The sequence below is a fragment of the Pandoraea nosoerga genome (assembly GCF_902459585.1).
Taxonomy (GTDB): domain Bacteria; phylum Pseudomonadota; class Gammaproteobacteria; order Burkholderiales; family Burkholderiaceae; genus Pandoraea; species Pandoraea nosoerga.
Genome location: NZ_CABPSC010000009.1, coordinates 22,010 through 42,539, shown reverse-complemented (window position 1 = coordinate 42,539; position 20,530 = coordinate 22,010). Strand labels below are relative to the sequence as shown.

Annotated in this window: 20 protein-coding genes and 1 pseudogene; 13 read left to right on the top strand and 8 right to left on the bottom strand. The window is 64.3% G+C overall.

Going from position 1 to position 20,530, the window contains the following annotated elements; all coding sequences use genetic code 11:
• Window positions 1–11 precede the first annotated feature (11 nt).
• Genes lpxA through PNO31109_RS12695 form a run of 4 tightly spaced genes read left to right on the top strand, consistent with a single transcriptional unit; the run spans window position 12 to window position 3,501 of the window.
• Window positions 12–803, top strand: a complete 792-nt coding sequence (gene lpxA, locus PNO31109_RS12710) for an acyl-ACP--UDP-N-acetylglucosamine O-acyltransferase (RefSeq protein ID WP_150555875.1) — start codon at window positions 12–14, stop codon at window positions 801–803.
• A 3-nt stretch (window positions 804–806) separates the two neighbouring features.
• Window positions 807–1,982, top strand: coding sequence for a lipid-A-disaccharide synthase (gene lpxB, locus PNO31109_RS12705; RefSeq protein ID WP_174966376.1), 1,176 nt, complete (start codon window positions 807–809; stop codon window positions 1,980–1,982).
• A 14-nt stretch (window positions 1,983–1,996) separates the two neighbouring features.
• Window positions 1,997–2,725 (top strand): ribonuclease HII, encoded by a 729-nt coding sequence (rnhB, locus tag PNO31109_RS12700; RefSeq protein ID WP_370750241.1) that lies wholly within the window; start codon window positions 1,997–1,999, stop codon window positions 2,723–2,725.
• Window positions 2,722–3,501, top strand: coding sequence for a TrmH family RNA methyltransferase (locus tag PNO31109_RS12695; RefSeq protein WP_150555873.1), 780 nt, complete (start codon window positions 2,722–2,724; stop codon window positions 3,499–3,501). Before rnhB ends, PNO31109_RS12695 begins: the two co-directional genes overlap by 4 nt.
• 30 nt (window positions 3,502–3,531) lie before the next feature.
• On the opposite strand, the gene ppsR is transcribed toward PNO31109_RS12695, so the two are convergent.
• Window positions 3,532–4,422 (bottom strand): posphoenolpyruvate synthetase regulatory kinase/phosphorylase PpsR, encoded by an 891-nt coding sequence (ppsR, locus tag PNO31109_RS12690; protein ID WP_150555872.1) that lies wholly within the window; start codon window positions 4,420–4,422, stop codon window positions 3,532–3,534.
• Window positions 4,423–4,693: 271 nt separating this feature from the next.
• Here ppsR and ppsA point away from each other — a divergent pair, with 271 nt between their 5' ends.
• The 3 genes from ppsA to PNO31109_RS12675 all read left to right on the top strand — a co-directional run bounded on the left by ppsA (window position 4,694) and on the right by PNO31109_RS12675 (window position 8,847).
• Window positions 4,694–7,084, top strand: coding sequence for a phosphoenolpyruvate synthase (ppsA, locus tag PNO31109_RS12685; RefSeq protein WP_150555871.1), 2,391 nt, complete (start codon window positions 4,694–4,696; stop codon window positions 7,082–7,084).
• A gap of 214 nt (window positions 7,085–7,298) precedes the next feature.
• Window positions 7,299–7,733, top strand: a complete 435-nt coding sequence (locus tag PNO31109_RS12680) for an NfeD family protein (RefSeq protein ID WP_150555870.1) — start codon at window positions 7,299–7,301, stop codon at window positions 7,731–7,733.
• A 133-nt stretch (window positions 7,734–7,866) separates the two neighbouring features.
• Window positions 7,867–8,847: an SPFH domain-containing protein gene (locus tag PNO31109_RS12675; RefSeq protein WP_150555869.1), complete on the top strand. Its 981-nt coding sequence runs from the start codon at window positions 7,867–7,869 to the stop codon at window positions 8,845–8,847.
• A gap of 214 nt (window positions 8,848–9,061) precedes the next feature.
• Here PNO31109_RS12675 and smpB read toward each other — a convergent pair.
• Window positions 9,062–9,511 (bottom strand): annotated as a pseudogene (smpB, locus tag PNO31109_RS12670) (SsrA-binding protein SmpB); the annotation flags it as partial.
• 168 nt (window positions 9,512–9,679) lie between these two features.
• Between smpB and PNO31109_RS12665 the strand changes: the two are divergent.
• Complete coding sequence (locus tag PNO31109_RS12665; protein WP_150555867.1) at window positions 9,680–10,114, top strand: type II toxin-antitoxin system RatA family toxin; 435 nt, start codon at window positions 9,680–9,682, stop codon at window positions 10,112–10,114.
• Window positions 10,104–10,439 carry an RnfH family protein gene (locus tag PNO31109_RS12660; protein WP_150555866.1) on the top strand — a complete coding sequence of 112 codons (336 nt, stop codon included), beginning with the start codon at window positions 10,104–10,106 and terminating at the stop codon, window positions 10,437–10,439. Before PNO31109_RS12665 ends, PNO31109_RS12660 begins: the two co-directional genes overlap by 11 nt.
• A 132-nt stretch (window positions 10,440–10,571) precedes the next feature.
• Here the strand turns inward: PNO31109_RS12660 and PNO31109_RS12655 are convergent, their stop codons facing one another.
• Complete coding sequence (locus PNO31109_RS12655; RefSeq protein WP_150555865.1) at window positions 10,572–11,498, bottom strand: DMT family transporter; 927 nt, start codon at window positions 11,496–11,498, stop codon at window positions 10,572–10,574.
• A 344-nt stretch (window positions 11,499–11,842) separates the two neighbouring features.
• On the opposite strand from PNO31109_RS12655, the gene guaB reads away from it, so the two are divergent.
• From guaB to PNO31109_RS12635, 4 genes are all read left to right on the top strand, one after another.
• Window positions 11,843–13,303 (top strand): IMP dehydrogenase, encoded by a 1,461-nt coding sequence (guaB, locus tag PNO31109_RS12650; RefSeq protein WP_150555864.1) that lies wholly within the window; start codon window positions 11,843–11,845, stop codon window positions 13,301–13,303.
• A gap of 6 nt (window positions 13,304–13,309) precedes the next feature.
• Entirely contained in the window at window positions 13,310–14,026 is a 717-nt protein-coding gene (locus PNO31109_RS12645) for a hypothetical protein (RefSeq protein WP_150555863.1), read from the top strand.
• Window positions 14,001–15,584 carry a glutamine-hydrolyzing GMP synthase gene (guaA, locus tag PNO31109_RS12640; protein ID WP_150555862.1) on the top strand — a complete coding sequence of 528 codons (1,584 nt, stop codon included), beginning with the start codon at window positions 14,001–14,003 and terminating at the stop codon, window positions 15,582–15,584. The genes PNO31109_RS12645 and guaA overlap by 26 nt, the downstream gene beginning before the upstream one ends.
• Before the next feature lie 214 nt (window positions 15,585–15,798).
• Entirely contained in the window at window positions 15,799–16,119 is a 321-nt protein-coding gene (locus tag PNO31109_RS12635; protein ID WP_206111307.1) for a helix-turn-helix domain-containing protein, read from the top strand.
• 266 nt (window positions 16,120–16,385) lie between these two features.
• On the opposite strand, the gene PNO31109_RS12630 is transcribed toward PNO31109_RS12635, so the two are convergent.
• From PNO31109_RS12630 to PNO31109_RS12610, 5 genes are all read right to left on the bottom strand, one after another.
• Window positions 16,386–17,375 (bottom strand): aldo/keto reductase, encoded by a 990-nt coding sequence (locus PNO31109_RS12630; RefSeq protein ID WP_150555861.1) that lies wholly within the window; start codon window positions 17,373–17,375, stop codon window positions 16,386–16,388.
• A gap of 11 nt (window positions 17,376–17,386) precedes the next feature.
• Window positions 17,387–17,761, bottom strand: coding sequence for a DUF2255 family protein (locus PNO31109_RS12625; RefSeq protein ID WP_142098532.1), 375 nt, complete (start codon window positions 17,759–17,761; stop codon window positions 17,387–17,389).
• A gap of 32 nt (window positions 17,762–17,793) precedes the next feature.
• Window positions 17,794–18,150 (bottom strand): cyclophilin-like fold protein, encoded by a 357-nt coding sequence (locus PNO31109_RS12620; RefSeq protein ID WP_142098529.1) that lies wholly within the window; start codon window positions 18,148–18,150, stop codon window positions 17,794–17,796.
• A gap of 290 nt (window positions 18,151–18,440) precedes the next feature.
• Entirely contained in the window at window positions 18,441–19,217 is a 777-nt protein-coding gene (locus PNO31109_RS12615) for a carboxymuconolactone decarboxylase family protein (protein WP_150555860.1), read from the bottom strand.
• Between the two features lie 89 nt (window positions 19,218–19,306).
• Complete coding sequence (locus PNO31109_RS12610) at window positions 19,307–20,296, bottom strand: aldo/keto reductase (RefSeq protein ID WP_206111308.1); 990 nt, start codon at window positions 20,294–20,296, stop codon at window positions 19,307–19,309.
• Window positions 20,297–20,530 lie beyond the last annotated feature (234 nt).

Genomic DNA, 20,530 nt, shown 5'->3' with positions numbered 1-20,530 from the left:
TTGAGACGCTCATGACGAACATTCATCCCACCGCAGTCGTCGATCCGAAGGCGCAACTGGCCGAGGGCGTCGTCGTCGGCCCCTATGCGATCATCGGGCCGAACGTCACGCTCGGCGCGGGAACGCAGATCCTTTCGCACTCTGTCGTCGACGGTCACACGACGCTCGGCGAGGGCAACAAGATCGGTCCGTTCGCGTCGATCGGCGGCAGCCCGCAGGACATGAAGTACGCAGGCGAGCCGACCCGGCTTGTCATCGGCGATCGCAACACCATTCGCGAATTCACGACGATCCACACCGGCACGGTGCAGGACGGCGGGCTGACCAGCGTCGGCAACGACAACTGGATCATGGCGTATGTGCATATCGCGCACGATTGCCACGTGGGCAGCCACACGGTGTTTTCGAGCAACGCGCAGCTCGCCGGTCACGTCAACGTCGACGACTGGGCGATCATCGGCGGCATGACGGGGGTGCACCAGTTCGTGCGCATCGGTGCGCACTCGATGGTCGGGGGCGCTTCGGTGCTGGTGCAGGACGTGCCGCCTTACGTCATCGCCTCGGGCGATCGCGCAGTGCCATATGGCATCAACGTCGAGGGGCTGCGCCGCCGCAACTTCTCGGCGGAGACGATCACTGCCCTGCGTCACGCCTACAAGCTGCTGTACAAGAGTGGGCTGACACTCGACGAAGCGAAGGTGCAGATCGAGGCGTTCGGCAACACCGGCGCTTCCGACGTTTTCGACGCCGTGCGCACGCTGCTCGATTTCCTCAACACCAGCACGCGCGGTATCGTGCGCTGACCCATGTCGCCGAACTTTCCCGGCGCCGGCCAGCGAACCCTGGCGATGGTGGCCGGGGAACTGTCCGGCGATCTCATTGCCGGCAACGTACTTGCCGGTCTCAAGCAGAGCCTGCCGGCCGACATCGCCTATGCGGGCGTTGGCGGCCCGCACATGGCCGAAGCCGGCTTCGACGCCTATTTCCCGATCGACAAGCTCTCGGTCATGGGTTACGTCGAAGTCATCAAGCACCTGCGCGAGATTCTCTCCATCCGCAAGCAACTTCGCGAGCGCTGGCTGGCCGACAGACCGCTGGCGTTCGTCGGCTTCGACGCGCCCGACTTCAACTTCGACCTCGAGATCAAGCTGCGCGAAGCGGGCGTGCCGACGATTCACTTCGTGAGCCCATCGATCTGGGCGTGGCGCGGCGGGCGCATCAAGAAGATCAAGCGGGCCGTCGATCACATGCTCTGCCTGTTCCCGTTCGAGCCGGAGATTTATCATCGGGCCGGGATCGACGCCACGTTCGTGGGCCATCCGATGGCCGACAAGATTCCGATGGTGCCCGACGTGGCCGGTGCGCGCGCGCGGCTGGCGCTGTCGGGCAGCGGCCCGGTCGTCGCCATCCTGCCGGGTAGCCGCACCTCGGAAGTGCAGCGTCTCACGCCGGTGTTCTTTGCCGCGATGCGACGGCTCGCCAAGCGCGAGCCGTCCATCCGTTTCGTGCTGCCGGCCGCTACGCCGCGCCTGCGCGCGATGATGCAGCCGATCGTCGACGCGCACGGCGACCTCAATCTCAAGGTGATCGACGCGCAGGCGCCGCTCGCGCTCGAAGCGTCCGACAGCGTGCTGCTCGCGAGCGGTACGGCAACGCTCGAAGCGGCGCTGTACAAGAAGCCGATGGTGATTTCGTACAAGGTGCCCTGGCTCACCGCGCAGATCATGAAGCGTCAGGGGTATCTGCCTTACGTCGGCTTGCCCAACATCCTGTCCGGCGAATTTGTCGTACCGGAACTGCTGCAGCATTTCGCGACGCCCGAAGCGTTGGCCGACGCCGTCTGGCGACAACTGACGGACCCCGCATTGCGCGAATCTCTGCAGGCGCGCTTCACGAAGATCCACGAGCAACTGCGCCAGAACACCGCGGCGCGTTCGGCCGAGGTCATCGAACGCGTGCTGCGCGAGAAGGGGCGGATATGAGCGACGACATCAGGATGGGCCGAACGGCTCGCAAAGCGGCGGGCGAGGGCGCGCCGCCCGCGGCCGCGAAGCCGCGCGCCCGTGGCGCCAACGCGACGCGGTCGCAGATGGCGCTCGATTTGTTCGCCGACGTGGCGGCCGACCTCACCTGTGGGGTTGACGAAGTCGGGCGTGGGCCGCTGGCGGGCCCCGTGGTCACGGCAGCCGTCATTCTCGACCCGGCGCGCCCGATCAAGGGGCTGGCCGATTCGAAGAAGCTGACGCCACAGCGGCGCGAAGCGTTGTACGAGGAGATCGTCGAGCGCGCGCTGGCCTTCTGCGTCGCCGAAGCCAGTGTGGCCGAGATCGATTCGCTCAACATCCTGCACGCGACGATGCTGGCCATGCAGCGCGCCGTCAACGGCCTGTCACGCGTGCCGAGCCTCGCGCTGATCGACGGCAATCGTTGCCCCGTGTTGCCGATGCGTGCGCAGGCCATCGTCAAGGGCGACGACAAGGTGCCCGCGATCTCGGCGGCGTCGATCCTCGCGAAGGTCACGCGCGATCGTCAACTGATCGCGCTGCACGACGCGTTTCCGCAGTACGGCTTCGACGAGCACGTCGGTTACGGTACGCCCCGCCATCTCGAGGCATTGCGTTTGCACGGGCCGTGCCCCCATCATCGCCAGTCGTTCGCGCCGGTGCGCGAGGCGTTCGAAATCTTCGGCACGCTGACCGTGTCGCGCGTGGTCAGCACCTCATGAAGCTCATCAGTTCCAAGGACAACCCGTTCTACAAGCGGCTCAAGCAACTGGCGCAGTCGAACCAGCAGCGTCGCAAGCTCGGGCAAACGCTGCTCGAAGGTGTGCACTTGGCCGACGCGTATCTCGATGCCCTGGGTCAGCCGCTCGTGTGCGTCGCGGCGGAATCGGCGCTCGGCAACGATGAGGTTGCCCGGATCTGGGCGCGCGTGGAGGCGGAGCGCCGCGTGTGCCTGCCGCATGCGTTGTTCGAGCCGCTCTCGACGCTCGTCAACGGCGTGCCCCTGCTGTTCGTCGTCGAGATGCCGGCGGGGCATTTGCCCGTCTCGCAAACGGCCGACTGCGTGATCCTCGACGCCGTGCAGGACGCCGGCAACGTCGGCTCCATCCTGCGCAGCGCGGCGGCCGCCGGGGTGCGCGACGTCTACTGCATGTCGGGCACCGCGCTCGCCTGGTCGAGCAAGGTGCTGCGTGCGGGCATGGGCGCGCATTTCTCGCTGAACATCGTGGAGCATTGCACGCCGGATTCGCTCGGGCCACGGCTGGCGGTGCCGCTGATCGCCACCAGCCTGCAGGCGAAGACCTCGCTCTATGCGCTGGATCTGCGCGCGCCGGTCGCGTGGATTTTCGGCAACGAAGGGGCAGGCGTGTCGCCGCACTGGCTCGATCGTGTGCAAACGCCGATTCGCATCCCGCAGCCCGGAGGGATGGAGTCGCTCAACGTCGCCGCGTGCGCGGCCATCTGTCTGTTCGAGGCGGTGCGCCAGCGGCTCACGTGACGGGCGAGCCGGCGCCCGGGCTCGGTGCCCTCAGTAGACGTCGCGCTCGAGCTTGATTTCCTGAAGGATGGTCGTGGCGATTTCCTCGATCGACTTGTGGGTCGAGGACAGCCACTTGATGCCTTCGCGCCGCATCATCGCCTCGGCCTCGTTGACCTCGTAGCGGCAATTCTCCAGCGACGCATACTTGCTGCCCGGCCGACGCTCGTTGCGAATCTCCGAGAGCCGTTGCGGATCGATGGACAGGCCGAAGATCTTGTCCTTGTACTGGTCGAGCGTGGAGGGCAGCTTCTCGCGCTCGAAGTCCTCCGGGATCAGCGGGTAATTGGCCGCCTTCACGCCGTATTGCATGGCGAGGTAGAGCGTCGTCGGCGTCTTGCCGCTGCGCGACACGCCCACGAGGATCACGTCGGCGCTCTCCAGGTTCTTGTTCGACTGGCCGTCGTCGTGGGCGAGCGAGAAGTTCACGGCCTCGATCCGGTTCTTGTACGCCTCGCTGTCGGCGTTCTGGTGAACCCGCCCGATGGCGTGCATCGATTTGAGGCCGAGTTCCTGCTCCAGCGGTTCGATGAACGTCTGGAACATGTCGAGGATCACGCCCGAGCTGTTGCGCAGGATCTCGTTGGCGCGAGCGTCGACCAGGGTGCTGAAGATGATCGGCCGTACATTCTCGGTCCGATACATTTCGTTGATCCGTTGTGCCGTTTCATAGGCTTTATCGACGGAATCCACGAACGGAACGCGGATCTGACGGAAGCGCATTTCGAACTGCGCGAGGATCGAGTGCGCGAACGTTTCCGCCGTGATCCCCGTGCCGTCGGACACGATGAATACCGGGCGCGCGGACACCGGCCTGACCGGGGCGGCAGCGTTGTCGGAGGCGGGTGTCGGGGAATTTCCGGTATGGGGGGCGTCGGTCATGCGCAGAATCGCAAAATGGTGCGTTGCACGGTAGAATAGCGGCAACTTGTTGGATAAGCAATTGCGCGGCCCTCGCGTGCGATCGGGCGCCAGCCCCGTGCGGCGGGGCACCGCGGGAAGTCCGGGGCGCGGAAACCGGACGCAGGTCGTCGGGCGCTAGCCCCTGGTGCTCGACGCCGCCGAAGCGCGATTTCTTATCCAACAGGTCGATCGGCCCATGTCAGTCCCAGCCGGTTCACCGAGAATTTTTTTTCTTACCTTAGGGGCTTTTATGACTAACGCAGCACACAACGGCGCCTACGTGGTGCCGTTTGAGCATCTGCGCATGACCGACGTCGAGTCGGTCGGCGGCAAGAATGCATCGCTTGGCGAGATGATCAGCCAGCTGGCGGGCGCAGGCGTGCGCGTGCCGGGTGGTTTCGCCACGACCTCTCACGCGTTTCGCGAGTTCCTCCATCACAACAATCTGACCGAGCGCATTGCCCAGCGCCTCGAGGGTCTCGACGTCGACGACGTCAAGGCGCTTGCGCAGGCCGGTGCGGAAATCCGTCAATGGATCGTCGACGCGCCGCTGCAGCCGCAGCTCGAGAAGGACATCCGCGAGCAGTTTGCACGCCTGACGGCCGATCAGCCCGAGGCGTCGTTCGCCGTGCGCTCGTCGGCCACGGCCGAGGACCTGCCGGACGCCTCGTTCGCCGGTCAGCAGGAAAGCTATCTGAATGTCGTGGGCATCGACGACGTGCTCGATCGCATGAAGCACGTGTTCGCGTCGCTCTATAACGACCGCGCGATCTCGTACCGCGTCCACAAGGGCTTCACGCATGCCGAAGTGGCGTTGTCGGCCGGGGTGCAGCGCATGGTGCGCTCGGACTGCGGCGCCTCGGGCGTGATGTTTACGATCGACACCGAGTCGGGCTTCCAGGACGTGGTGTTCATCACGTCGAGCTACGGTCTGGGCGAGACGGTGGTGCAGGGCGCCGTGAATCCGGACGAGTTCTACGTCTTCAAGCCGACGCTGCAAGCCGGCAAGTATCCGATCATCCGCCGAACGTTGGGCTCGAAGCTCGTGAAGATGGAGTTCACGCAGCCGGGCGAGCCGGGCCGCGTGAAGACCGTCGACGTGCCGATGGAACTGCGCAACCGCTACTCCATCACCGACGACGATTGCGCCGAGCTCGCCAGGTTCGCGCTGATCATCGAGAAACACTACGGTCGTCCGATGGACATCGAGTGGGGCAAGGACGGCAAGGACGGCAAGATCTACATTCTGCAGGCCCGCCCGGAGACGGTGAAGAGCCAGGCGGCCGGCAAGGTCGAACAGCGCTTCAAGCTCAAGGGCGACGCGCCGGTGCTGGCCACGGGCCGCGCCATCGGACAGAAGATCGGCGCCGGTCCCGTGCGTGTGATCATGGATCCGAGCGAGATGGAACGCGTGCAGCCGGGCGACGTGCTCGTGGCCGACATGACCGACCCGAACTGGGAGCCGGTGATGAAGCGCGCCTCGGCCATCGTGACGAACCGCGGCGGGCGGACCTGTCACGCCGCCATCATCGCGCGTGAGCTGGGTGTGCCGGCAGTCGTGGGCTGCGGTGACGCGACCGACGTGCTCAAGGACGGCGCGCTCGTGACCGTGTCGTGCGCCGAAGGCGACGAAGGCAAGATCTACGACGGCCTGCTCGAGACCGAAGTGACCGAGATCCAGCGCGGCGAAATGCCGAAGATCCCGGTGAAGATCATGATGAACGTGGGCAACCCGCAACTGGCTTTCGATTTCGCGCAGTTGCCGAACGAAGGCGTGGGGCTGGCCCGCCTGGAATTCATCATCAACAACAATATCGGCGTGCACCCGCGCGCGATTCTCGAGTACCCGAACATCGATGCGGACCTGAAGAAGGCGGTGGAGTCGGTGGCTCGCGGTCATGCGTCGCCGCGCGCGTTCTACGTCGACAAGCTCGCGGAAGGCATCGCCACGATTGCCGCGGCGTTCTATCCGAAGAGCGTCATCGTGCGTCTGTCGGACTTCAAGTCCAACGAGTACAAGAAGCTGATCGGTGGCTCGCGTTACGAGCCCGACGAAGAGAACCCGATGCTGGGCTTCCGCGGCGCGTCGCGCTACATCTCGGAAGACTTCGCCGAGGCGTTCGAGATGGAATGCCGTGCGCTCAAGCGTGTTCGCGACGAAATGGGCCTGACCAACGTCGAGATCATGGTGCCGTTCGTGCGCACGCTGGGTCAGGCGGCGCGCGTGGTCGACATGCTGGCCGGCTATGGTCTGAAGCGTGGCGAAAACGGCCTGAAGCTCGTCATGATGTGCGAGGTGCCGTCGAACGCCATTCTGGCCGACGAGTTCCTCGAGTACTTCGACGGTTTCTCGATCGGTTCGAACGACCTGACGCAGCTCACGCTGGGCCTGGACCGCGATTCCGGTATGGAACTGCTCGCCAAGGACTTCGACGAACGCGATCCGGCCGTGCAGTTCATGCTGAGCCGCGCCATCAAGGCGTGCCTGTCCAAGGGCAAGTACGTCGGCATCTGCGGTCAAGGCCCCTCGGACCATCCGGACCTGGCCGAATGGCTGGCGAAGGAGGGTATCGCTTCCATGTCGCTCAACCCGGATACGGTCATCGATACGTGGCAGCAACTCGCCAAGCTGGCGAGGTAAGACCTACGAAGCCCCCCGTATTGTGCTGGTATTGGGCCTCGTCCCGGGCCTCGTATTGAGGCTCGTCTGAGGTCCGGTTGGGAAGCGTCCGAGCGGCACTCGGACGCCACCGAAAGGCAGTGGCTCCCCCAGGGGAAGCTCGCGCCGATCGGTGGGTTTCATGCTATAAACCCCGGTATCACGCCGGGGTTTTTTTTTATGTCGGGGAGTTGCGATGGAACAGGCTTGGCTTTGGTTCGGCGTTGCCGGATTGACGGTGGTACTGGAGCTGGCAAGCGGAACGTTCTATCTCCTGATGGTGGCGCTCGGCATGGTCGCCGGTGGCGTTGCTGCGGTGTTTCGCGTGGAGTGGCCGCTGCAGTGGGTGGTTGCGGCCGTGGTGGCGGGCGTGGCGGTCTGGCTGCTGCGGCGCAGCCGGTTCGGGCGTCGCGGTATCAAGGCCGACGCCGCGGCGGACCCGAATACGAACCTCGATATCGGTCAGCAATTGCGCATCGAAGCGTGGCAGCGGGATGGCCGCGCACGGGCGATGTATCGCGGGGCGGAGTGGGACGTCGAACTGTTGCCGGGCGAGTTGCCCAATGCCGGCTGGTTCGTGATTCGGGAAGTTCGCGGCAGTCGCCTGTATGTGGCGAATGTCGCGGCGTAACGCGGCCCGGCAACTTATGCGGCGCGCACGTGTCGGACGAGGCGCGCGCCCCGCCGTGCGGCAGGCAACGGCGGACGGTCGCAGGAAATCGGGGTAACAGCCTGCCGGCGAGGCGGGCGCATCAGGGGAAACTATGTTCGATCTATCCAACGTCGCGTTCATCATCTTCATCATCGCGGTGGTCATCGCGGCGCGCTCGATCAAGATCGTGCCGCAGCAGCACGCCTGGGTGGTGGAGCGTCTGGGCAAGTACCACGCGACGCTCACGCCGGGGCTCTCAATCGTCGTGCCGTTCGTGGACCGTGTGGCGTACAAGCACTTGCTCAAGGAAGTGCCGCTCGACGTGCCGAGCCAGATCTGCATCACCAAGGACAACACGCAGTTGCAGGTCGACGGCATTCTGTACTTCCAGGTGACGGACCCGATGAAGGCGTCGTATGGGTCGAGCAACTTCATCGTCGCGATCACGCAACTCGCGCAGACGACGCTGCGTAGCGTGATCGGCAAGCTCGAACTCGACAAGACATTCGAGGAGCGCGAGTTCATCAACCACAGCGTGGTCAATGCGCTGGACGAAGCGGCGTCGAACTGGGGCGTAAAGGTTCTGCGTTACGAGATCAAGGACCTGACACCGCCGAAGGAAATCCTGCACGCCATGCAGGCGCAGATCACGGCCGAGCGCGAAAAGCGGGCGCTGATTGCGGCGTCCGAGGGCAAGAAGCAGGAGCAGATCAACCTGGCGTCGGGGGCGCGCGAAGCGGCCATTCAGAAGTCGGAAGGCGAGCGTCAGGCGGCGATCAACCAGGCGCAGGGTGAAGCGGCGGCGATTCTGGCGGTGGCGGAGGCCAACGCCGAGGCCATTCACAAGATTGCGACGGCGATTCAGACGCAGGGCGGTATGGAAGCCGTCAACCTGAAGGTGGCCGAGCAGTATGTCGACGCATTCAGCAAGATCGCGAAGACGAACAACACGCTGATCGTGCCGGGGAATCTGACCGACATGAGCGGCATGATCGCCGCGGCGCTCAAGATCGTTCGTGGGACGGAAGGCGGTTCGAGCGTCGCTGCCGACAGCGGTGTCGGCGGCTTCGGTAATTCGAGCGTGCGCCGCTGAGCCCGATGGCGCATAGCGGGCAACGAGCTGCGGGCTGCCGATGACTGCCCGCAATCGATAAGCGCCGGGCGTGCGACGGCGACGCCGGTTTCCGGTGTACGGCTTCCGCGGCGGCGCCATCTCCGCTCAAAAAAAACGGCCCATTCGGGCCGTTTTCCTTTGATAGTGACGCATACCGGCGCCGGTGCCGTGCCTCGCGCCGCCGCCCGGCTGTTCAGGTCGGCGTGCGCATAAGGCGCGCCTTTTCGCGTTCCCAGTCGCGCTTTTTCTCGGTCTCGCGCTTGTCGTGCAGCTTCTTGCCCTTGGCAAGGCCAATTTCCGCCTTGACGAGCCCCTTGCTGTAATGCAGGTTCAGCGGCACGAGCGTATAGCCGCGCTGCTCGACTTTGCCAATGAGCTTCTTGATCTCGTCGGCCTTGAGCAGCAACTTGCGCGTGCGCACCGGGTCGGGCTTGATGTGCGTCGACGCCGTGGGCAACGGACTGATGTGCGTGCCGATAAGAAAGATCTCGCCTTCCTTGATGACGACGTAACCTTCCTTGATCTGCGCCCGCCCGGCGCGAATGGCCTTGACTTCCCAGCCTTCGAGCGCGATCCCGGCTTCGTATCGCTCCTCAATGAAGTAGTCGAAGAAGGCTTTCTTGTTGTCGATGATACTCATGGATCCTTGGCGGGTAACTTGGTCGGACCCGGTGAGGCGGGCTCGGGTAAAATGGTGATTTTAACAAAGAGTCTCGGCAAGAGGCGGCCAGCGACGCGTAGTCATTGAGGATCGGTGGATTGACCAGGCACCGATACGCGACGCGTCCACGCTGACCTCGCCCGACAGACGATGGCCGAAGTCAGTAAAACCGTTCTCGTGCATTTCTCTGCTGCGCAGATGTACGATCTGGTGACCAATGTCGCCGACTATCCCAAGTTCCTGCCGTGGTGTGGCGGTGTCGACATTCGGCACCAGGACGAGCACAGCATGGAGGCGTCGCTGATTATCGACTTCAAGGGCCTGAAGCATTCGTTCGCGACGCGCAATGTCCAGGAGCGTCCGCACTCCATTCAGATGACCTTTGTCGAAGGGCCGTTCAAGCGCTTTCATGGCACGTGGAAATTCACGCCGCTGCGCGAGAACGCTTGCAAGATCGAGTTTTCCCTGCACTACGAATTTGCGAATTTCCTGCTCGAAAAGGTCATCGGGCCGGTCTTCAGCCACATCGCCAATACGTTCGTGGACGCGTTCGTCAAACGCGCGGAGACCGTCTATGCCAGGTGAGATGAAGGTGGAAGTCTGTTACGCGTTGCCAGCCGAGCAGACCATCGTGGTGCTGGAACTGCCCGAAGGTGCCACCGTCGGCGATGCCATCGAGCGCAGCGGCTTGCTGCTGCGGTATCCCGAACTCGATCTGGCGCGGATGAAGACTGGCGTGTTCGGCAAGGTACGGGCGCTGGACGCGCTCGTCGAAGCCGGCGACCGTGTCGAAATCTATCGTCCGCTCAAAGCCGATCCGAAGGTGGCGCGACAACGGCGCGTCGAGAAAGTGCGCAACGAGGGCAGTCGCGAGGGCCAGAAGTGGCTCGGTAGCCGCCGCAGCGGTTGAACGCCCCGCGGGCACCGTTCGAGGAGCGTACCCCGGGGCGCTACGCGGCCGCCACCCGATCGCCACTCGGTCATTGCCCGCTCTCCACCCGCTCTCCACCCGGTCGTCACTCGTTCGCCCGCTGACCGTTGCCTAGTGCGCCCCTCGTGCATGCAGGCGCACCGACGCGCTCACCCCCGCGAGCAACAGCACCATGGCGGCGACTTCCAGCGGACGCGGCAGCCGGTGTTCATAGAGAAAGCCGTACAGCAGCGCGAAGAGCGTTTCGAATACGATCAACTGGCCCGAGAGCGTGAGCGGCAGGCGCCGGCTGGCGGCATTCCAGAATGCGTTGCCGATGGTCGACGCGCCCACCGCCACAGCAATATTCACCCCCAGAAACATCGGCCAGTCGCGCGGCGCGCCGGCGGTCGCCGGATGCGGCACGAGCGCGGCCACGATGGCGAGTCCCAATGCCAGCACCCCGGTCGCGACGCCGGTCAGTAGCGACCATTCCTGACTGGTGAAGTGTCCGAAACGGGACAGATAGCGGGCGTTGGCCACCGCGTACCAGGTCCAGCTGGCAAGCGCCCCCACGGCGCAGACGATGCCGACGAGCGTCAGCCGCCAGTCCCCGCCGGTTTGCGTGGCGTGGGCAAACACGTCGACGTTGATGCAGACGATGCCGGCGGCCACGAGCAGGAGCGGCCCGGCCAGCCGAGACAGGGGCAGGGCGCCTTGGTCACGGCTGCCGACGAGCGTCACCGTCACCGGCAGTACGCCAACGATGAGCGAGGCCGGCGCCACGCCGGCCATCTGTACCGAGCCGGCAACGAACAGGTAGTAGACGAGGTTGCCGACGAGGCTCAGTCGGAATAACGCCTGCCAGTCGTTTGTGGTGACGGACCGGCGCAGGCGCGTCCAGAGCGGCGCGAGCAGCATCGCCGATACTACGCCGTAGAGTACGTAACGAGCGGCCGACAGTTCGAGCGGCGAGAAGCCGGGCAGCAGGCGCGGGGCGAGGAAGACCAGCCCCCATAACGCGCCCGCCGCCAGTCCATACGAAATGCCTTGCCCCATGAAGTCGCGTCCGTGGTTCGTGATGTTGAGAGTGTCGAGAGGTCGATATTCCGCATCCGCCTGGGCCCGCCGGCGAAAGCGTAGGGCTGGCCGAACGACGGGCACGTCGGCCAGCGGCGGCGCCGGGATTGCTGCAGGTGCCGCCGGTGAGGCGGGTGAGGCCGGTGCAGGAAGGGCGCAAGAATAGCATGGGGCCGTCGCGCCCTATTGTGAAATCCGGCACCCGGCGCGCCGCCGACCGGTCGATTCGGGCGTCGGGGAAAAAGCCCCTTGACATGTGGGGCAGACGCTCCATGCCGCGCGCGATTTCTGTATAATTCGGTTTTGCGCCTATAGGATTTGCCATGCGTCTGATCCAAAAAGCACTCACTTTCGATGACGTGCTCCTCGTCCCGGCGTACTCCGCCGTTCTCCCGCGCGACACCAGCCTGAAAACCAAGCTCACGCGCAACATCACCCTGAACATGCCTTTGTTGTCGGCCGCCATGGATACGGTGACCGAGGCGCGTCTGGCCATCGCCATGGCGCAACAGGGCGGTATCGGCATTATTCACAAGAACTTGAAGCCGGCCGAGCAGGCGCGGGAAGTCTCGAAAGTGAAGCGCTTTGAATCGGGCGTTTTGCGTGACCCGATCACGATCCCGCCGCACATGAAAGTGCGCGATGTCATTGCGCTGTCGCGCCAGCATGGCATTTCCGGTTTCCCGGTCGTGGAGGGCGCTCAGCTCATCGGTATCGTCACCAACCGCGATCTGCGTTTCGAGACTCGCCTCGACGAGCCGGTGCGCGTGATCATGACGCCGAAGGACAAGCTCATCACGGTGCGCGAAGGCGCATCGCCGGCCGACGCCGAGCGTCTGATGCACGACCACCGCCTCGAGCGCGTGCTGGTGGTCAACGATGCCTTCGAGTTGCGCGGCCTGATGACCGTCAAGGACATTACGAAGGCGACCGAGTACCCCCTCGCAAGCAAGGACGAACACGGCAAGCTGCGCGTCGGCGCGGCCGTGGGCGTGGGCCCGGAGAACGAGGAGCGCGTCGAACTGCTCGTCGCCGCGGGCGTCGACGTGATCGTGGTCGACACGGCTCACGGCCACAGCCAGGGCGTGCTCGATCGCGTGCAGTGGGTCAAGAAGCATTTCCCGCAGATCGAAGTGGTCGGCGGCAACATTGCCACGGCAAGCGCTGCGCTGGCGCTCGTTGAGCACGGCGCCGACGCCGTCAAGGTCGGTATCGGCCCGGGCTCGATCTGCACGACGCGTATCGTCGCCGGCGTGGGTGTGCCGCAGATCACGGCCATCGCAAACGTGGCGGAAGCCCTGAAGGATTCGGGCGTGCCGTTGATCGCCGACGGTGGTATTCGTTACTCGGGCGACGTTGCCAAGGCGCTGGCCGCCGGCGCGCACACCGTGATGATGGGCAGCATGTTCTCCGGCACGGAAGAGGCGCCGGGCGAAGTGTTCCTGTACCAGGGCCGCTCGTACAAGAGCTACCGCGGCATGGGCTCGGTGGGGGCGATGAAGGATGGCGCGGCCGACCGTTACTTCCAGGACCCGGCCAACAACGCGGACAAGCTCGTGCCCGAAGGCATTGAAGGCCGCGTGGCTTACAAGGGTAGCGTGAACGCGATCCTGCACCAGTTGACCGGCGGCATCCGTTCGTCGATGGGTTATCTCGGCTGCCCGACGATCAAGGATCTGCACGAGAAGGCAGAGTTTGTCGAAATCACGGCCGCCGGCATGCGCGAATCGCACGTGCATGACGTCCAGATCATGAAGGAAGCCCCCAACTACCACGTGGAGTAATCGCCCATGAAGGCCATGTTGCGTACGGTCCTGTTCCTCGATGCAGCGCTCAATCTGGCACTCGGTGTGTTATTGATCGCCTCGTTCTGGTCATCGCTGTACGCGGCCATCGAAGTGCCCGCGCCGTCGCCCGTGCTGTATGCGCAGGCGCTCGGCGTGGCCTTCATCGGCGTGGCCTGGCTGCAATGGCACGCCACCGTGAACGGCCAGTTGACGGCCACCGTCGCGAAAGTGACGGGGCATATCAACTGGGTGATCGGTGCGTTCGTGCTGGGCTGGCTGATCTCCGGCCAACTGGCGGTCACGGGCGGGGGCAAGTTGCTGATGCCCGCGCTCGGCGCCGTGTTGCTGGTGACGGGTGCCATCCTCGTCAAGCTCGCCTCGAGCGTGCGCACGAAAGAGCGCGTGCTGGCGGCGCAGCAGGCGGGCGAGCGCGTGCGCGGCGGGGTCGTGAGCGACGGCCGCCGCGACCCGCGCGATCCACGCGACCTACGCAATACGGGCAACGAATACTCCGATGCCCGGGGCGTCGACGGCGACCCCCAGGGCCGGCGCGCCGAGCCGCGCATGGAAACGCCGGTGGGGGCGTCCGCCCACACCACGCCGGTCGCGCCCGTGGGCGCCACCGGCATTGTCACGCCCGTGCCTTCGGCCACGGCGCCGACGTCCAACGAATCCACTTCATCCGTACCTCACGATGCACGACAAAATCCTCATTCTTGACTTCGGCTCGCAAGTCACCCAGCTCATTGGACGCCGCGTTCGCGAGGCGCACGTCTACTGCGAGATCCATCCGAACGACGTTACGGACGAATTCATCCGCGAGTTCAATCCGAAGGCGATCATTCTGTCGGGCAGCCACGCGAGTACCTACGAAGATCAGGACCTGCGCGCGCCGCAGGCTGTCTGGGATCTGGGCGTGCCGGTGCTGGGCATTTGCTACGGCATGTTCGCGATGACGGTGCAACTGGGCGGTCAGGTCGAAGCCAGCAACCATCGCGAGTTCGGTTATGCGGAAGTCCGTGCGCATGGCCATACGCCGCTGCTCGATGGTCTCGAGGATTTCCGCACCCCCGAGGGCCACGGCATGCTCAAGGTATGGATGAGCCATGGCGACAAGGTGACGCGGCTGCCGGAGGGCTTTGCCTTGATGGCGTCCACGCCGAGTTGCCCGATCGCGGGCATGGCGGACGTGAAGCGTCATTACTACGCGGTGCAGTTCCACCCGGAAGTCACGCATACCGTGAAGGGACGCGAGCTGCTCGAGCGCTTCGTGCTGGAAATCGCGGGTGCGAAGCCGGACTGGATCATGCGCGACCATATCGAGGAGGCCGTGCAGGCGATCCGCGAGCAGGTGGGTGACGAAGAAGTGATTCTGGGCTTGTCGGGCGGCGTGGATTCGAGCGTGGCCGCGGCGCTGATTCATCGCGCGATCGGCGACCAGCTGACGTGCGTGTTCGTCGACCATGGTCTGCTGCGCCTGAACGAAGGCCAGATGGTGATGGACATGTTCCAGGGCCGTCTGCACGCGAAGGTGGTGCACGTGGATGCGTCCGAGCAGTTCATGGGGCACCTCAAGGGCGTGACGGATCCGGAGCAGAAGCGCAAGATCATTGGCCGCGAGTTCGTGGAAGTGTTCCAGGCCGAAGCGAAGAAGCTGAAGAATGCGAAGTGGCTGGCGCAGGGCACGATCTATCCGGACGTGATCGAGTCGGGCGGCGCGAAGACGAAGAAGGCGACGACGATCAAGAGCCACCACAACGTGGGCGGCTTGCCGCAGACGCTGGGTCTGAAGCTGCTCGAGCCGCTGCGAGATCTGTTCAAGGACGAAGTGCGTGAGCTGGGCGTGGCGTTGGGCCTGCCGCACGACATGGTGTACCGTCACCCGTTCCCCGGCCCGGGCCTGGGCGTGCGAATTCTGGGCGAAGTGAAGCGCGAGTACGCCGATTTGCTGCGTCGCGCGGATGCGATCTTTATCGAAGAGCTGCGCAACACGATCGAGCCGAACAGCGGCAAGACGTGGTACGAGCTGACGAGCCAGGCGTTCGCGGTGTTCCTGCCCGTCAAGAGCGTGGGCGTGATGGGCGATGGCCGGACTTACGAGTGGGTAGTGGCGCTGCGCGCGGTGCAGACGCAAGACTTCATGACGGCGCATTGGGCCCATCTGCCTCACGAACTGCTTGGCAAGGTCTCGAACCGTATCATCAACGAAGTGCGTGGCTTGAATCGAGTGGTGTACGACATCTCGGGCAAGCCGCCTGCGACGATCGAGTGGGAGTGATCCCACGTCCGGCATGGACTGGCACGGTTAAGCACCAAAACACACGTAAGCCCGCAGAAATGCGGGCTTTTTCTATTCTGGGTCCGGCACTGTCTGGCAAATTTTCGCATCGCCAAGCACGGCGTTTGTATGGCATGGTAGGTGGTACTATCTGTCCGAGCTGGCGGCCGAGACGCGGGGCGTCGCCAGGATCGTGCTGGAATCCGTGCAGGACATGCTGTTGAAGCTAGCCCTGCAGATGGCCCGCGACCGCCGCGAGCGGCAGCGCCAGGGTATCAAGCTAGCGAAGGACGCGGGCAAGTACCGGGGCCGACGTGCTGATCCGAAGCGCCGCGCCCAAGTGATCGCCTTGCGCCGATCTGGCCACAGCATCACCAGGACGGCCGAGCTATCCGGCTACAGTCCTGCCCAAGTCAAGCGGATATGGGCCGAAATCAGCGAGGGCGAAGCGGAACACATGGTAGCCTTCCAGGAGGACGCCTTGAGCGAAGCCGATGCCTTGGCTACGGCCGGCCAAAGAGGAACACGACCATGACGAACGACCGTGAACCGCGCGTGCGAGAGCTGTCGCCAGCGGAGATTGAGGTTCTACGCCAGGAGATGAGGGAGTCTATCCAATGGGCAAAAACCGAGTTGGCGCAGAGACGCGTCCGACCGCGTCAAGCGCATGTGCAATACGGCTTGGATTCGGCTCAGACATGACCTTTTGCCACTGCATCGGCCTTCAGGAGAGCGATCGGTCGGCGACCCCGACCGCTGGGACATGGCCATGCATTGTTCTTCCCCGGGCGTCTTCGCTTCTTACAATCCGGAGCGCCGCAGCATCGCTTCCGGATAACGCTCGCCTTCGATCTTGATAGCCGCCGAACCTATGGTGACCTGGTGCAGGTCGTCCGGCGAAAACGTCACCGACAAAGCGCCGACGTTCTCCCGCAGCCGTTCGCTGCTGCGCGTTCCGAACAGGGGCACGATCCAGGGCTTCTGCGCCATGATCCACGCCAGCGCCACTTGCGCCGGCGTCGCGCCGTTACGCTCGCCGACGGAGCGGATCAGTGCCACGAGCGCCTGATTGGCCTCGCGCGCCGCTGGCGCGAACCGCGGAATCTGGCCGCGGAAGTCGTTGTCGCTGAAGGTCGTGTTCACATCGATTTTGCCGGTCAGGAAACCCTTACCGAGCGGGCTGAACGGCACGAAGCCGATGCCAAGCTCTTCCAGCGTCGGAATGACCTCAGCTTCGGGCTCGCGCGTCCACAGCGAATATTCGCTCTGGAGGGCCGCTACCGGCTGCACGGCATGGGCGCGGCGGATCGACTGCGCGCTCGCTTCGGACAGGCCAAAATAGCGCACCTTGCCGGCCGCGATCAGGTCCTTCACCGTGCCGGCAACGTCTTCCATCGGCACGTCCGGATCGACGCGATGCTGATAGAGAAGATCGATATAATCGGTCCCGAGCCGTTTCAGGCTACCTTCGACGGCGCTGCGAATCTGAGCCGGTTTGCTGTTGACGCCGCCGCGATGCTCGCCTGTGACCTGATCGATGTCCCAGCCGAACTTGGTGGCGATCTTCACCTTGTCGCGCAGGCCGGCAAAGGCTTCGCCGACCATTTCTTCATTCGTCCACGGGCCGTAGACCTCGGCGGTGTCGAAGAAGTCCATGCCGAGATCGACCGCCTCGCGCAGCAGCGCGATCATCTGCGGCCGGTCCGGTATGTCGCGGGCCTTGCCATAACCCATGCAGCCGAGCGAGAGTGCCGAGACTTCAAGCCCCTGCCCGAGTTTGCGCTTTTGCATGGTGAATCTCCTCACTCTTTCGGCGTCACGCGGACCGTCGCCGCGCGGGCGCGGGCGCTGATCATCGGCGCGAGGTAGGGGCTGGTGCTGTATTTCTGGCGATAGGCTTCATCGATCCGGTCGTTGATCGTGCCGCCAACGGGCGCGAACGCAACCTCCTTCGTCATGCCGGCGACGGTGATGCGCCCGGCCTGCTGCCGGATCGCGGCCTGATACCAGCGCGATTTCTGCCCGTTGTAGCCGCGCACATAAAGCTCGCCGTCGACCACCACCGACCAGATCCAGGTCAGCGTGCCATAGGTCTTGCCGTCCTCCCGAAACGGGGCAATGTGCAGATCGTCGGAAGTGGTGATGCGCTCGAGTTCGTCCCTGGGCCATGTCGTCATGACGGTTTTCCTTTATTGGCGGGGTTGCTCGCTCATTGCGCGTCAGCGCGCTCGATTGTGATTTCCGCGGTGCCAGCGACCTTGAGGGCGTCGAAGCCTTCGACGATGCGGCCGAGCTTCACGAGTTCGGGCGAACGGCGGAAATCCTTGTGAAACAGGGCGAGATTGCCCCACGGTGCGTAATAGGTAACGTCGCCAGCCTTGGGAACGATCGCCGAAGGCGCGTCCTTCGTGCTGAGCTTCGATGACAGATAGGCGATCTTCTCGGTCGCGGCGAAGTCTTCGAGCTTCACCTTGAGCGGCAACAGGGCGAGGAAATCGCGCGTGGTGGCGTTGTCTTCCAGCACGGCGACGACAGGCGTGCCGCTGAGCGTGAATTTGATCTTCATGGTCTTCTGTGCGGATTGGCTATAGGCGGCGCTGGCGAGAGAGAAGGCGGCCGCGAATAGAATTGTTCTCCGGGTCATCGACATGGCGTCACCTGTGCGCGCGCCTTCCATTTGTTTTTCTCTGGCGAATGCTCCGTTTGACGCATGATCGGAAACATTGGCGGAAGTCTAACAATCAAAACCTTTGCTGATTAGCGGCCGCGACGTTCATGCTGTTTTGAGCGCCGCTCACAAACCCAACCGATTGGGTGCGGGGTGGCGAAGCTTCTGGCAGCGCCACCCCTATCGCATCAGCCGCGTCGCTTCTCGAAGATGGTCTTCGCCACCGGCAGCGCTGACATAGCATTGGGCCAGCCGGCGTAGAAGGCCAGATGGGTGATGGCTTCGGCGGCCTGCTCTTCGGTGAGCCCGTTATCCATCGCGCGATTGAGATGGTAGGTGATCTGCTCGACCTGGCCGCTGGAGATCAGCGCAGCAACCGTGATCAGGCTGCGATCGCGCGGCGCAAGGTCCGGGCGCAGCCACAGGTCGCGGAACAGATAGTCCGTGGTGTATTGGACGAGACCCGGCGCGACCCTGCCGAACTGGTCTCCGACGCGCGTCGCGCGGTCGGCCTCGGCCTTCTCGTCGAGCGGCAGGGGCTTGGGGTCGACCTTCGGGAGCTGGTCCGCGCCGATATTGCGCCCGGCGAAGACGTCGCTAACCGGGCCGATGGCGGCCATCGCCTTGCCCCAGCCGGAATAATAGGCGAGATGCGTGATGGTCTCCGAGATCTCGGCGGGCTTCACGCCGCTCTCAAGCGCCTGATCGGCATAGTAGGTGAGCGCACCGGCCTCGCCGCGCGCGATGAGCGCCGCGATCGTGACGAGGCTGCGATCGCGCGGGTTCAGGCCCGGCCGCTTCCAGACGTCGCCGTAAAGGCGGTCCTGCGTGTAGTGCTCGAGCGCCGGCGCGACGGAGCGAACCTGATCCGGTGAGAAGCGGCGACCTTCGGTATTGGGCTGCTGTGCATGTGCGGTCGTTGTCATGATGATAACTCCTAAGACGGTTGCGGTAATGCGTTTCATGTCGGTCTCCCGGTGTTTGGGGTTGTGAATTCCAGCTTGAGAGGCCGTGTGCAACGAGGGAAAAGCCCGCCGTCGACGGCGGGCGTCCCTTAAGTGGCGTGGTCGAACTGGCTTTCGGTGAACGGATCGGCGCGGCCACCGATCAGGGTGATCCTGGTTGCGCCGGCGTCGAATTCGCGCAGCTCGTCAGCGCTCAGGCGGACGGCCGGCGCGCCGACGTTCTCGGCCAGGTGCATGTACTGCGTCGTACTCGGGATCGGGACGATCCAGGGCCGCTGTGCCAGAACCCAGGCCAGGGCGAATTGCGCCGGCGTGGCGCTCTTCCGCTCCGCCCATCCGCGGACGTATTCGTATAGGGCGAGATTCTTCGCCAGTGCCTCCGGCGCGAAGCGCGGGAGATTGTGGCGGCGATCCGTCGGATCGAAGCGGCTGGCGGCATTGACCGCACCGGCGAAGAAGCTGCGGCCGACCGGGCAATAGGGCACGAAGCCGATGCCAAGTTCTTCCAGCGTCGGGAAGATCCGGGTCTCCGGCTCGCGCCACCAGATCGCGTATTCGCTTTGCACTGCGCTGACCGGCTGGACAGTGTGGGCGCGGCGGATGGTGGCGGCACTGGCTTCCGACAGTCCCCAATGCTTCACCTTGCCGGCCTGGATCAGATCCTTGACCGCACCGGCAACGTCCTCGATTGGCACGTTTGGATCGGGGCGGTGCTGGTAGAGCAGATCGATATGGTCTGTCTTCAGGCGCTTGAGCGACCCGTCAACCGCGCGCCGCAGATGATCTGGTTGGCTGTTCAGCGCCGTCGGCTGGCCCTCCTCGACACCGAAGCCGAACTTGGTGGCGATGACGACTTGGTCGCGGACCGGTGCCAGCGCTTCACCGACAAACTCTTCACTCAGATGCGGCCCATAGACTTCAGCGGTGTCGAAGAACGTCACGCCGTGTTCGAACGCTGCCCGGATCAGAGCAATGCTCGACTTGCGGTCGCGCGGTCCGTTGCCATAGTAGCCGACTAGCGGCAGGCACCCCATGCCGACGGCGGACACCTCCAGATTGCCAAGTTTGCGGCTGTCCATGGACTTCTCCCTTTTTGGAATTGCGGCGTTCTGGCTCTCACCGCCGGAGCCCGTGCCTTGAGCGAAAATACTCCCGACGTTCATGAACGATGCTGCGGCAAGCCCGAGGCCAGCCCCGAGGACGGTGCGGCGGCTCGTGACGCCGCGAACGGACATTGGTTCGTCCTGCGCGGGGATATGCGTCATTGCGGTTCTCCTTCCTTTGACAGGTTTGAGCGAATTTTCGCGCTTGCG